The sequence below is a fragment of the unidentified bacterial endosymbiont genome, from assembly GCF_918797525.1.
Classification (GTDB): Bacteria; Pseudomonadota; Gammaproteobacteria; order Enterobacterales; family Enterobacteriaceae; genus Enterobacter.
Genome location: NZ_OU963893.1, coordinates 2,631,926 through 2,644,408 on the forward strand (window position 1 = coordinate 2,631,926; position 12,483 = coordinate 2,644,408).

Annotated in this window: 12 protein-coding genes and 1 pseudogene; all 13 read right to left on the bottom strand. The window is 52.1% G+C overall.

The window, feature by feature from the left end; genetic code table 11:
* Positions 1-2 precede the first annotated feature (2 nt).
* The 13 genes and pseudogenes from pgmB to pspA all read right to left on the bottom strand — a co-directional run bounded on the left by pgmB (position 3) and on the right by pspA (position 12,372).
* Entirely contained in the window at positions 3-680 is a 678-nt protein-coding gene (pgmB, locus tag NL510_RS12465; protein ID WP_253377158.1) for a beta-phosphoglucomutase, read from the bottom strand.
* Positions 670-2,949 (bottom strand): glycoside hydrolase family 65 protein, encoded by a 2,280-nt coding sequence (locus NL510_RS12470; protein WP_253377160.1) that lies wholly within the window; start codon positions 2,947-2,949, stop codon positions 670-672. The genes pgmB and NL510_RS12470 overlap by 11 nt, the downstream gene beginning before the upstream one ends.
* Positions 2,943-3,998 (bottom strand): D-glucoside 3-dehydrogenase, encoded by a 1,056-nt coding sequence (gene ycjS / locus NL510_RS12475; protein ID WP_253377162.1) that lies wholly within the window; start codon positions 3,996-3,998, stop codon positions 2,943-2,945. Before ycjS ends, NL510_RS12470 begins: the two co-directional genes overlap by 7 nt.
* Before the next feature lie 14 nt (positions 3,999-4,012).
* Complete coding sequence (gene ycjR / locus NL510_RS12480) at positions 4,013-4,801, bottom strand: 3-dehydro-D-guloside 4-epimerase (protein ID WP_253377164.1); 789 nt, start codon at positions 4,799-4,801, stop codon at positions 4,013-4,015.
* 17 nt (positions 4,802-4,818) lie between these two features.
* On the bottom strand, positions 4,819-5,871 hold the full coding sequence (ycjQ, locus tag NL510_RS12485) for a D-guloside 3-dehydrogenase (RefSeq protein ID WP_253377166.1): 1,053 nt from the start codon (positions 5,869-5,871) through the stop codon (positions 4,819-4,821).
* Positions 5,872-5,899: 28 nt separating this feature from the next.
* Entirely contained in the window at positions 5,900-6,742 is an 843-nt protein-coding gene (locus tag NL510_RS12490) for a carbohydrate ABC transporter permease (protein WP_253377169.1), read from the bottom strand.
* On the bottom strand, positions 6,729-7,610 hold the full coding sequence (locus NL510_RS12495; RefSeq protein ID WP_253377171.1) for a carbohydrate ABC transporter permease: 882 nt from the start codon (positions 7,608-7,610) through the stop codon (positions 6,729-6,731). The genes NL510_RS12490 and NL510_RS12495 overlap by 14 nt, the downstream gene beginning before the upstream one ends.
* A 22-nt stretch (positions 7,611-7,632) precedes the next feature.
* The gene (locus NL510_RS12500; RefSeq protein WP_253377173.1) at positions 7,633-8,925 is read right to left on the bottom strand and encodes an ABC transporter substrate-binding protein; all 1,293 of its coding nucleotides are present in this window, start codon (positions 8,923-8,925) and stop codon (positions 7,633-7,635) included.
* A gap of 14 nt (positions 8,926-8,939) precedes the next feature.
* Positions 8,940-10,637 (bottom strand): sugar phosphorylase, encoded by a 1,698-nt coding sequence (locus NL510_RS12505; protein ID WP_253377175.1) that lies wholly within the window; start codon positions 10,635-10,637, stop codon positions 8,940-8,942.
* Between the two features lie 196 nt (positions 10,638-10,833).
* Positions 10,834-11,055: a phage shock protein PspD gene (gene pspD / locus NL510_RS12510; protein ID WP_253377183.1), complete on the bottom strand. Its 222-nt coding sequence runs from the start codon at positions 11,053-11,055 to the stop codon at positions 10,834-10,836.
* A 12-nt stretch (positions 11,056-11,067) separates the two neighbouring features.
* A complete protein-coding gene (gene pspC / locus NL510_RS12515; RefSeq protein ID WP_253377185.1) occupies positions 11,068-11,427 on the bottom strand; it encodes an envelope stress response membrane protein PspC in 360 nt (119 codons plus the stop codon).
* Positions 11,427-11,651 carry an envelope stress response membrane protein PspB gene (pspB, locus tag NL510_RS12520; RefSeq protein WP_253377187.1) on the bottom strand — a complete coding sequence of 75 codons (225 nt, stop codon included), beginning with the start codon at positions 11,649-11,651 and terminating at the stop codon, positions 11,427-11,429. Before pspB ends, pspC begins: the two co-directional genes overlap by 1 nt.
* 51 nt (positions 11,652-11,702) lie before the next feature.
* A pseudogene (gene pspA / locus NL510_RS12525) lies at positions 11,703-12,372 on the bottom strand (phage shock protein PspA).
* Positions 12,373-12,483 lie beyond the last annotated feature (111 nt).

Consider the following 12,483-nt stretch of genomic DNA (forward strand, 5'->3'; position numbering starts at 1 on the left):
TGTTAGTTCCTTATCAATACTGACCGGGAGGCCCAGAAATCGGTCAGACATTGCCAGTTGAGTTCCCGTGTTGAATGAAGTTGTAGCCCTGCATGCACAAGGCCTGCGCCGATACCTACCGATAACATACCTGCCGCGTTAATCGCCTCGATGCCAGCAGCGGCGTCTTCAATACCGATAGCCTCTTCGGGACGGACATTCAGCCCCGCACACGCTGCCAGGAAAATTTCGGGGTCGGGTTTTGAGCAGACGATACGTGAGGCATCAGCACAAAAATCAAAGGCATTGTGAATGCCCAGCGCCTGCAGAATGCCAGGGGCATTTAGCGAAACCGAGGCCAGCCCTATCCTGACGTTCGCGCCACGGATCGCCACCAAAAGGTCGTGAATACCCGGCAGGAGTGAATCCTGAGTCAGAGACGCCAGCGACCGCACATAGAGGTCATTTTTTTTACCGGCAAGCGCCAGGCACTGCTTATCGTTGAATGCCCCCTCTTTCCCTCCGTAGCGCAGGATCCGCTGCAGAGAATCCATACGACTGATCCCCTTTAACTGCTCGTTAAACGCTTCGTCAAAGGTGATGCCAACCTCCTTCGCCACGGCACGCCAGGCCAGAAAGTGCAGATGAGCCGTATCGGTTATCACGCCATCCAGATCAAATACCACAGCTTTAAGCATCATCACGGCCCCCGCTGGTAGCGGTCCCATAATCAGGTGTAGTAAAGTCTTTCTGAGGCCATACTTGCCGCCCCGTTATGTTGATAGTCTTGCCCCATAACGTCAGCGTGACGGGCGCGGTGGTTTCAGTGGTTAGAACATCGTTTTCGAACGTGAAGCGCATATGCGCCTCACGCCAGCGCAATGGAAATGCCAGCCTGTGCCAGTGAGGCGGCATCTTTGGCGCGAGAGAGAGCTCTCCCTTCTCGATCTGCAGACCGGCAAATCCCTGAATCACGCCGGACCAGATTGCGCCAGTCGCAGCAGCGTGGATACCCTCGTCACTGCTGTGCGGGTCTTCCCCCAGGTCGATAGCTATACCGTCTCGCCAGAAGGCATAGGCCCGGTCCGTATCGCCACAACGCGCGCTGACAATCCCATGAATAGATTTACTGAGCGAAGAGTCGTGAATGGTGCGAGGCTCGTAGAAAGCCAGATTAGCGGCGCATTGTTGACTCGTGAATTTTTCTGGCAGCAGGTAGTTCAGCATTACCACATCGGCCTGTTTCAGGATCTGCATCTCATTTACTTCCGCCCGGGAGTAATCATGCAAAATAGTCTGCTTGCCTGCTTTCGCTTTGTAGCGGCTCAGGTCAATGGCGGGTTTCGACAGGAAGGTATCGTCCTGGGGAAGTACCCCGTCGGCAGTGGCTTGTGGTAACCACAGCTGCGCCAGAAACTGGCTGGCAAGTTGAGTAAAATGCGCGTCTTCATGGCCAAACATCGCGAGAAACCGGGATGCGCATGCAACGTTGTGCCAGGCCAGGTAGTTGGTATAAGCGTTATTGTTGACGTGCTCTGTATACTCATCCGGCCCAATCACATTATGGATTTCCAGACGCCCCTTTACCTGTTTAGCGCGCGCCATCCAGAACGATGCAGTTTCCAGTAACAGCGTCAGCCCTTCTTTACGCATAAAAACATCATCGTGCGTCGCCTGCCAGTATGTAACTACGGCCCATGCGATATCCGCCACGATGTGGTGCTCGGCCTGTGCAGAAGCCACTTTCTGACGAATCCCGGTGCGAATATTGATTGCCGCAAATTCTGGTGTCTCTTCCTGACCGCTGGCGGCACTCTCCCACGGAAACAGCGCACCTGACCAGCCGTGACGGCGGGCTTTTTCGCGCGCTCCCGGAAGCGTTAACCAGCGATAACGCAGCAGGCTGCGTGCCACTTGCGGCCGCGTGAAGAGGTGGAAAGGTAGCAGGAATATTTCGGTATCCCAGAATACGTGCCCCTTGTACCCTTCGCCGGTAAGGCCCTTAGCCGCAATGCTGATCCGCTCGTCGTGAGCAGGCGTCATTGCCGTCAGATGCCAGACGGCGTAATCCAGCGCAAGCTGATCCAGGTTATCTGAAGAGGCAACCTCTACCCGACTGTTTTTCCAGATATTTTCCCAGGCAGCCCCAGAGCTTTCAAGTAACGACGCATATCCTCGCTCAGCACTGCTTTTCAGTTCGGCCAGCGCATTATGCGCGAAGGTCTGGTGCGAAAGCACTTTGTCGCCACGGTGTGCGACCCATACTATCTTCTCGAGTGTGACAGTGTCACCTTTCGCGACACTTAACCCATAGTGGGCCGTTAAACTGCGGTTTTTCGCGGTAAAGCAGTTGTCGCTCTCCCTTGAGAGAGAGCAATATGCCGAGACCACGACACTGGCGGCACGGTTCTGCGTTTCATAAATACCCTGCATATAATGCTGGTCAAACACACGGACCGAGATTTCATCCAGATGCTGTCTGCCGCTGTTCGTTTGCGTGGCATCAATGCCGGTTTTCAACACCAATTGCGCGTTTGCATCCACAGGCGTTATGGACAACCGCATCGCGACCAGCGGGAGTTGATCAAGAGAAACAAAACGGCGGCTCTCAATGCGGTAGCATTTCCCACCAGGCGAACGCCAAAGTACGCGGCGGCGCAGCTCACCGCTTGCAAAATCCAGCTCTCTTTCCCAGTCAAGAATATCGCCGGAGAGCAGAGTAAAGTTGACGCCATCCAGTTCAATCACGATACCGGTGATATCAGGCAAATTGACCAGTTCGTTAGTTTCATTTCGGCCGGCCCGATGATACAGCCCGGCAAGATACATCCCTCGCGTTTGCTGGGTATACTCCTCCTCATGCGTGGCGCGAAGGCCCAGATAACCATTACCGCAAGCCATAATGGATGCGTATTTATTCAGGCTGTGCGGGCAAAAAACCGGGTCAGATAATACAGACAGGTTCAGCATAGGGTTACGCTTTCCCCTTTTTCAGCCGCTTCATATAACGCCGCGACCAGCTGTTGAATAACCAGACCCTGCTCTGCATCAGCGATCATTACCGGCTCTCCCAGAATATGGCGAACAAAGGCATCCAGACTGCGAAAATGTCGCCGATCGTCAGCGTCTTCACGCTGCATAAGCGTTTGCAGTGCACCGGCATCATCGGTGTAAATATGTGCCGGAAACAGGGTGGCACCAGCTTTCTCGCCGCAGAAGGAGACGTTCATAATGGACTGCTCACGAATATTGAGTGCAAAAGAGGTGTCCAGACGCAGAATGCCGCCGTTGCTGAATTCAATTGTGCCAAACAGCGCATCTTCAACGGTGAACTGAGCGGGATCCCACGCGCCAAACTGGCCGTTATTTTTACGGTTGCCTAATTTTTGATAGCTTTGCGCCGTGACCCGTTTGACTGCCGGAAAACCCAGGACGTACATCGCGGCATCCAGCATATGAATGCCGATATCAATCAGCGGTCCGCCGCCCTGCAGCGATTTATTAGTAAATACGCCCCAGCCAGGAACACCGCAGCGCCGTAGCGCTTGCGCCGACGTATAGTAGATTTCACCAAAGGTTCCACTCTGCACTGCCTCGCGCAACAGTTGCGTATCCAGCGCGAAACGATGATGAAAATCATACGCCAGCACTTTACCCGCCTTCCGGGCCGCAAGGCGCATTTCATCTGCCTGTTGAGGCGTCATGGCGGGAGGTTTTTCACACATAACATGGCAGCCCGCTTCCAGGGCCGCTAAAACGTGTTCAAAGTGAAAGCGATTAGGCGAACAAACGCTCACCACATCCGGTTTCACCGCCCACAGCATCGCGTGCACGTCACTCCAGGCCGAGGCAATACCATAACGTTCAGCAAACGCTTGTGCCTGCTCAAGGCGGCTGTCCATGACAGCCTCCATGTGAACATCACTGCGCGTGGCGTAATACGAGGCATGCACTTTGTCTGCTACCTGCCCGGCGCCAATAATGGCGACACGCAGAGGCGAAGGTGTAGAAGCTCTCATCGCGCTCGTCTTCCTTAGCATTCACGTAAATAATCGAGTGAGTCCTGATACGCCTGGGCGGGATCGTCGGCTCGTACGCGACACTCGTAAACCACGTAACCCTGATAATTATCGGCGCGGAGTTGATCAAACAGCGCGGCGAAATCCAGGCTGCCGCTTCCCGGTTGGTAGCGATGATTATCAGCAATATGGACATGTCCCAGCAGGTAGCGGTTTTCATGCAGCGCATCCAATAGGGAGTCTTCTTCAATGTTCATATGGTAAAAATCACCGATGATCTGCACATGGTTGAGTGCATTCTCTTCGATGTAGCGACGCGCTTCTGCCAGGGTATTAATCATGTGATCCTGATAGCGGTTCAGCGGCTCAAGATAGACGGTTGTCCCGGTACGTGCCGCCACATCATCCAGCCAGCGAAGTGAAGCGCTGACCGCCTTACGATCCCCTTCCAGACTGCGCGGAGAAGTCATTGGCGGCAGACGGAAAGTAAACATTCCCCAGGCGGCTGGCACGATAATCCCCTTTCCGCCCACCTCCGCGAGCGCCTCAAGGATACGTTCAATTTGCTTTAATCCGTTCAGACGGCGCTCTTCAATAAAGTCGCCTATCCAGCCATCGTAACCACCGCAGGCTGTTGTGACCGGTAAGCCAGTGGCGATGATAGCCGCTTTAACCTCGTCGAGATTATCCACCAGCAGTTTGCCGTCTATTTCATAGCCATCAAATCCCATACCCTTGATGTACTTAAATTTTTCGAGAACTGGTGTCGGGAAGAAGGCCTGATTCTGCGTTGCGATTTTCATTACTTGCTCTCCTTAGCTTAAAAAGTGACGCCCATTTTGATGCTCAGTTCGGGATGTAAATCGACATACTTCATATAGCTTTCATCGCTATGGGTGAATGTCACTATCGGGTCAATCAGATCGTTACAGTTGAGATAACCGTTCATCAACAATGTCCAGCAGGTCTCTTCTATGCGTTTGCGGCTCCAGCGCGGGTAGTCAGGATTGGGTTCACTGCAGGCTCGGGAAAAGACAATTTTCGCGTTATTGAAGTGCGCTTCACGGCCAAGGTTGAAGCCTCCGGCAAAGGGTTTTGCGAAAGCGACGTAAGCAATGGTTCCGCCGTAAGCAAGCCCGCGCAGGGCAGACTGCAGCGCGTCTGCATGACCGCTGGTTTCGATGAAAACGTCCGCCCCCTGCTTAGCGGTCAGCTTTTTGATTTCAAGGCCGATATCGGTACCGACAGGGTTTAGACAGTAATCCGCCCCGTGGCGACGGGCAATCTCGCAGCGGTGATCAATAGGATCGACGCCAATAACGATAGACGCGCCGGCTTTTTTGGCCAGTTGAATCGCTATCTGCCCAATGGCCCCTAGCCCCACGACAACTACATAATCCCCGACCCGCACGTTAGCATCACGCACGCCGCTCATCGCGAACTGTGCCGGGTCATAACAAACCGCGTTTTTCCAGGACGCCCCCTCCGGCATTTTGCGCAACTTGTAGTTATCAATGGCGTTGACAATCACCGTCTCCTGCAGCGGGCCATAACAGCAGACCTGCTCACCCGTCTGGTAGTCCCTCACCCTGGCGCCGCATTCAACGATCTCGCCCACGACCATGTTTCCTAACTGAAACTTTCCGAACTCAATACCGCGGACAGCCCCCTCTTCACGCGGCGTAAATAACTGCCACTCCGCGTTAAAATCTTCATTAATAAACGGACTGGCCGCCCTGAAATCCACGACCTCTGTTCCGTGTTTAGGCGCACCATAACGAACGTGAATTTTCACTTCGTTATCGGCCACGGGACGATCTTCATACTCAACCAGCGCCGCCACACGCGGCGCAGTAGCAACTAACTTTTTCATGACCTGCTCCTTGTTAAAATCGGCCGCCTCAGCCTTTAACGCCACCGGCGGTTAAACCACTTTTAATAAAACGTTCAGAAAGCGCATACATAATGACCACCGGCAGAGCTGTCACCAGCGATGCCGCCATCATGCGACCCCAGATATAATCTGGCGTACTGAAGAGCGTGTTCAGCCCTACCGGCAAGGTGAAATGGCTGGCACTTGACAAGAAGATGGATGCAAACAGATAGTCGTTCCACGCCACCATAAAGCAGTAGACGAAGACCGAGACCAGACCGGAAATCGCCAGCGGCACGGTAATGCGGAAGATAATTTGCAGACGGTTAAGCCCATCCATCATTGCCGCTTCTTCTATTTCATCCGGGATAGTGTCGAAATAGCTACGAAGCATGAACACCGCCGTAGGCAAGGTTTGGGTCACCATGGTGATGATGAGTGCCAGTTCGGTATCGTAGATCCCAAGTGCGGTAATGATTTTGAAAAGCGGCACCACCAGCAAAATCCCGGAAAACATATAGACGGTGTAGAAGCTGGCATTGATTGTCGCGCGGCCCCTGAAACGCAATTTGGATAACGCATACGCCCCCAGGGTACCGAGAAATACCGCAATCACCGACGACGTCAGCGACACCACCATGCTGTTTCGAAAGTAATCGACAAACGGGAAGATCTGCGGATTGAAAATGTCGATGTAATGCTGCAGCGTCCATATCTGGGGCAAAATGGTCGGATGCAGCGATATCGCCTCTTTCGCGCTCTTTAATGACGTCATTAGCATCACAAAGAATGGAAAAAGCGTGATTATTAAAAATACCGCCAGTCCCAGATAAAAACCTATACGTCCCAGCACACGTTTATTTGTTGCCATTGAGGTTCACCCTTTTTCCGGCCAGAAGAATGACGGTCAAAATGATCACAAATAGCACCACGGAGATAGCCGCGGCCTTGCCCAGATCATTGAACGCAAAGGCGGTTTTGTAGAGATACACGCCCAGAATATCGACCCTGGTGGTCAGCAGATACACATCGGCAAACATATAGAACATCCATATCGTTCGCAGCGTGATGACGGTTGCCAGTACCGGCATAATCGCGGGAAGCGTGACGATGCGAAAACGCTGCCAGCCATTCGCGCCGTCCATCTCAGCCGCTTCGTACAACGATTTATCGATGGTCTGCAGGATCGCGAGGAACGAGATAAACGCATACGGGAAATAGCGCCAGATGGCGAAAAGTACTACCAGCGCAAAGCTGCTGCCGGGATTGTCGAACCACAGCGGCGCCTGGTCATACAGATGCAGCAGGTCAACCCCGAGATAATTCACTATCCCGTAGCCGTTGTTGAACATGTACTTCCAGGCAAACACCAACGATATTGACGGCGTGACGTAGGACAAAATCACCAGCGAACGTGCCGTTTTGCGCAGGCGAAATTCGCGGTTAAAGAAAATAGCAACGGCGAGCCCGAGACCAGTACTGCCCACTACGACCAGGGCGGTATACCAGAACGTCATCCATAATGAGTGCCAGAAAGCTACATCACTCAGGATACGAATGTAATTGTCCAGCCCAACAAACACGGCGCTAATGCGCGGGTTAAGAGGCAGGCGTAAAAAACTGATTTCTATGTTGGAAATCATCGGCCAGGCCACCAGGCCCCCCAGCAAAATCAGGCTGGGGGCCAGCAGCAGCATGGCGAAAGGCATATCTGAACGACCAGAAAACAGCGTCTTCATAATTCCCTTGCGCAGCGCGCTCCTATCGTTGTGAAATCAGATCAGTCAGTCGCTTCTGGCTGTTGCTCAACGTTGTGCTGAGATCGTGCTGTCCCACCGTCACGTTATGCACCATGGAACTGATGATGCCGGAGCCCGTTACGTCGCCCATGCGGGTGAAATTTTTATCGCCCACGGCGCCGAATACCTGCACATTTGGAAACTGCGCAATCAACTCATAAGGCAGTTGGCCAAAGGCCTTAATGACATCGTTGTTTTTCCAGTTCTCGGTGCCAACCACAAGTTTATTAACCGGCAGTGCAGCACCCGGGGACATCATGACCCAGTCCGACGCGTTTTGAGCCTGCTCCATCCAGGTGACGAATTTCTGTGCCGCTTTGGTTTCGTCTTCTGTTTGGCCGTTTGTGATGGTCAGAGAGGTGACCATGCCGTAGACGGCAGCAGATTTTTCAGTCGGGACCACAAATCCCAGATTGGCAGGATCCCCGTCTTGATAAACGGCTGGCAGAATATAGGTTGAGTAAACGGCCATTGGTGCAGAGCCGTTCATAAAGGCGTCTTTGATTTCCATGACATCGTTTGAGCCGGGCATAGTGGTTGCCGCCAGGCTTTTATAAAATGCTAACGCCTTCGCCATTTCGGGCGTATCAATCTCAATATTGCCCCTGGCATCAAAGACGTTTGCCCCACCTGAAAGGGCAAATTGTGAAAACGCCTGTTCAGTCATCACGCTTTCCGCTGTAGGCAGTGCGATGCCATAGTGTTTTTTGCCCGGGTCGTTGAGCGCCTGGCTGGCTTTTAAGAGTTGTTCCCAGTTATGAGGCTCTTCTATTCCCGCTGCCGCAAGCACATCTTTGTGATACCAGACGCCGGAGAGCCAGGCGCTGATCGGGACCCCCGTCCACCCCTCACCGTCTTCAGTGCGAACGACACGCAGGATGCCGTCATAGAAAGTGCTTTCGCCCACCGCGTTGATTGCATCGGCCACCGCGTCACGATCCAGCAGTTGTTCTTTATCCATCACTTTTGCGTAGTCATGGCTAATTTCGATCACTTCCGGCAATGCGCCCGTGCGGGCCAGCGTAATGACCTTGGTGTTGTAGGCATCTTCTTCTACCGGCACCTGTTTCACCGCTATGGTCGGGTTCTCTTTCTCAAATTTCTCAATCAGTTTCGTGATCACTTCCTGCCGCTCCTGCTCTACCGACGAGTGCATAAACTCGATGGTCACGACAGATTCTTTGTCTTCTTTGCAGCCTGATAACAGGGCGCACGAAACCAGTGCTGATAACAGCACAATACTCGGCGTTTTCATTTTTACGGTCCTTTTTAGTTTTCTCTAATCCACATTACCTGCCATGGATTAAGGGTCAGAATCGTGCCAGTAATAGTGAATCCAGCAATCAATTCCCTGCCGGATTGAATATCTGAAAAGATGTTTTGTGCTTTATCACTAAAATTAAACAGGGCAGTAACACGCTCGCCGCTTTTAGCCGTACGAACGATTTTAAAAACATGCTCACCTGAAGTTGAGAAAATAGCCTGTGCGTCTGGGTGAAATGCATTTTCGGCCCGTCTGATTGCAATCAACGCCGTGAGTTCACAATATATTTTTTGACGTAATGGATTATTTCCATCAAGATCGGCATGAATATCTTCTGCAGCATATTTCTTTCTGTTAATAGCGCGATTATATCCCAATCGCTTAACGCCTTCGTAATCGTTCCGGGATCCCAAAACACTCTGAATATAGATAGCGGGCACGCCGGGAAAACTGAGTAAGACAGCATGAGCCATCATAAACCGGGCAATACGCTGATTGTCATCGTTCTCTTTTTTGCTTAATGCATCGAGATACGTGACATTGATTTCATAAGGGCTACGCGTTCCGTCAGGATTATTTTTCCAGCTAACCAGCGCCCCTTCCTGCTGCAGCGTTTCGACAAGTGAGAGGATCTCCTGCTCAGGTAAAATTCCGCGTAGTGGATTAAGGCCAATACCGTCATGGGACGCCAGAAAATTAAACCAGGTCGTGTTGTTTGAGGGGAGCTTTAGCGACACCGCCCACTGACAAAGCGCGCGGACATCCTGGCGATGAACCGCATGCAGAACCAGCGGAGGCAACGAGAACTGATATACCATCTGGGCTTCGTTTTCCCCGTCACCGAAGTAGGCGATATTGTCGTTATGCGGGACATTTGTCTCGGTGATGATAACCGTGCCCGGCGCCACCGCGTCTGCAATGGCCCGAAAGAGCTGAATAAGCAGGTGCGTTTGCTTAAGGTGAATACAGCGTGTTCCCGGGATCTTCCACATAAAACCCACCGCATCGAGGCGGATATAATTTGCCCCCTCAATGAGATAGTGAAGCAGCACGTCGACCATCGCAATCAGCACCTGTGGAGAGGCAAAATTAAGGTCGACCTGGTCTTCACTGAAGGTGGTCCAAAGGTGGCGGATACTGCCATCATCAAGCGTAAAAGGCGTAAGGAGCGGTAATGCGCGGGGACGCGTAACTGCGGATAAATCAGTTTCAGGATCGACAGAAATAAAGAAATCTTCATACCCTGGCTTTTGCGCCAGATAATGCGCAAACCACTCGCTTTTTGCAGACATGTGGTTGCAAACAAAATCAAACATCAGACTGGCCGACTGCTTTAATTCGGCGACATCTTGCCACCCTCCGGTATCCGGCGCGACCTGGTGATAATCAATAACGGAAAATCCGTCATCGGATGACCACGGATAAAAAGGCAAAAGATGGACGTGAGAAAAAGAATCAGAGAGCCAGTGGTTATATACACGCGTGAAAACGGGCAGCGCCTTCTCCCCTCTTGCGATAAACTGATCGGCATAGGTTATCAGGACAATATCGTTTTCATCCCAACCCGGCTTACGTTTTTCAGTAATAAACTCGGCGGCCAGGCTCACTTTTTCTGACAGCATTTTCAGATGCTCGTCAGAAAACTTTGTTCCATAAATAAGACTGATTAATTTTTTAATTTTAGCGTTCACGTTGTTTTCCATGGTAGCGGTCCCACGAAGGGCAATCTACTCCCATGAAATATATCTGTCAACGGACCTGGAGGCAGAAAACACGATCGCCAAGCCGCTCAGCGCATTATTGTGAGCTGGTGCAAAGAAAGAATGAAAAAGAGAGAAGCGCTGAAGATGAGAGGCCAGCCTTTTTCGCAAAGAGAAAGGCTGGCGTTATAGGGGAATATCAGGAAAAGTAGCGTCGTGAAACACGTTTGGCCAGTTTTTGCAGCAGCGGCTCCAGGGCCACGGCCAGCACCATTCTAACAGGCTTGCGGGCAACAAATTTTATCGCCCAGCCTGCAACACCTGCCGGGCCGACACGTAATGCCGCCAGCAGGACCAGTTTACCTGCGATTTTCAGGCCGGGTTTTACCTTCTGACCGGCCTGTTGCCAGTTTCGATTCATGAATGTTCTCTCTTAAAGCTGACGAAAACGGCTTCGCAGCGTAAAGGTATCAGATGTGATGTAACGTTCCATCTCGCGTAACCGTTTCTCACCGGCGATGAGCTGATCGTCCACGTTATTGAGAATGTCATTGCTGGTTGGCGCGCCTTCTGCAGCCAGTTCGCCATCCGGCATGGGATCGAGCACAAATGACAATATGATGTACGCCACCAGCGTAATAAATGCCAGACCGAAGAAAATCGATAATACCGTGACCACACGCACAAGTTTCACCGGTACGTCGAGATAGTTCGCCAGCCCGGCGCATACGCCGCGAACCATCCCCTGCTGAGGGATCCGCCACAGTTTTTTGTTCAAATTGAGTCGAGCCATTAGCGGTCCCTCCAGTTTGGATGTTCCGCATCCAGGATGGCTTCCAGCGCCTGAATACGTTCGCGCATCTTATTCGCCTGATCGGACAACTGCGTCAGACGCTGCTGTTCACTCTGGGAAAGGTCGCCGCGAGACGAGCGGTTGCTGTAATGCAGCCATAGCCAAATCGGCAGAACGAACAGCACGAAAATGGTCAGGGGAATAGCCAGAAAAAGCGCGCTCATGTGTACTCCTTGTCTTCTGATGCGTGCGGCACTCAGGTGCCGCGTAAATTATTATTGATTATCCTGCTTCATTTTGGCTTTCAGCGCGGCGAGCTGCTCGCTGATTTCGTCGTCGGCTTTCAGATCGGCGAACTGCTGATCCAGCGTTTTCTGCTTACCGATGCTGTGGCTCTCTGCTTCCGCTTCCATATGATCGATGCGGCGCTCAAATGATTCGAAGCGCGCCATTGCCTCATCCAGTTTACCGCTGTCCAGTTGACGGCGTACATCCCGGGACGAGCTCGCAGCCTGATGGCGCAGGGCCAACGCCTGCTGGCGGGCACGGGTTTCGCTGAGTTTATTCTCAAGCTCGCCAATCTCTTTTTTCATGCGAGACAGCGTTTCATCAACCAGCGTGACCTCATGCTCCAGGGTGCTAATGATGTCGCTAAGCTTTTGTTTTTCAATCAGCGCGGCACGCGCCAGGTCTTCTTTATCTTTACGCAGCGCCAGCTCGGCTTTTTTCCTGCCATTCCGTCAGTTGAGCGGTCGCCTGCTCAATGCGGCGCGTTAACTGTTTTTTCTCCGCCAGCGCACGGGCGGAGGTAGAACGTACTTCAACCAGCGTATCTTCCATTTCCTGAATCATCAGGCGCACTAGCTTCTGTGGATCTTCCGCTTTCTCAAGCAGCGTGTTGATATTGGCGTTAACGATGTCGGCAAAACGAGAAAAAATACCCATAATTCAATCCTCTTGATTCTGTTATCGGGCGATGCCCTGCTAAAGAGATAATACAAATCCCGTGCCAACTTTTTATCTTATTGATTATAAAAGAAGAGGTTGATTTTTGCT

What these genes read in the sequence shown, in the direction of transcription:
- ycjQ (WP_253377166.1), bottom strand. Translation starts at nt 5,871, where the DNA reads ATGAAAAAGTTAGTTGCTACTGCGCCGCGTGTGGCGGCGCTGGTTGAG.
- NL510_RS12490 (WP_253377169.1), bottom strand. Translation starts at nt 6,742, where the DNA reads ATGGCAACAAATAAACGTGTGCTGGGACGTATAGGTTTTTATCTGGGA.
- ycjR (WP_253377164.1), bottom strand. Translation starts at nt 4,801, where the DNA reads ATGAAAATCGCAACGCAGAATCAGGCCTTCTTCCCGACACCAGTTCTC.
- pspB (WP_253377187.1), bottom strand. Translation starts at nt 11,651, where the DNA reads ATGAGCGCGCTTTTTCTGGCTATTCCCCTGACCATTTTCGTGCTGTTC.
- NL510_RS12470 (WP_253377160.1), bottom strand. Translation starts at nt 2,949, where the DNA reads ATGCTGAACCTGTCTGTATTATCTGACCCGGTTTTTTGCCCGCACAGC.
- NL510_RS12505 (WP_253377175.1), bottom strand. Translation starts at nt 10,637, where the DNA reads ATGGAAAACAACGTGAACGCTAAAATTAAAAAATTAATCAGTCTTATT.
- ycjS (WP_253377162.1), bottom strand. Translation starts at nt 3,998, where the DNA reads ATGAGAGCTTCTACACCTTCGCCTCTGCGTGTCGCCATTATTGGCGCC.
- pspD (WP_253377183.1), bottom strand. Translation starts at nt 11,055, where the DNA reads ATGAATCGAAACTGGCAACAGGCCGGTCAGAAGGTAAAACCCGGCCTG.
- NL510_RS12500 (WP_253377173.1), bottom strand. Translation starts at nt 8,925, where the DNA reads ATGAAAACGCCGAGTATTGTGCTGTTATCAGCACTGGTTTCGTGCGCC.
- NL510_RS12495 (WP_253377171.1), bottom strand. Translation starts at nt 7,610, where the DNA reads ATGAAGACGCTGTTTTCTGGTCGTTCAGATATGCCTTTCGCCATGCTG.
- pspC (WP_253377185.1), bottom strand. Translation starts at nt 11,427, where the DNA reads ATGGCTCGACTCAATTTGAACAAAAAACTGTGGCGGATCCCTCAGCAG.
- pgmB (WP_253377158.1), bottom strand. Translation starts at nt 680, where the DNA reads ATGATGCTTAAAGCTGTGGTATTTGATCTGGATGGCGTGATAACCGAT.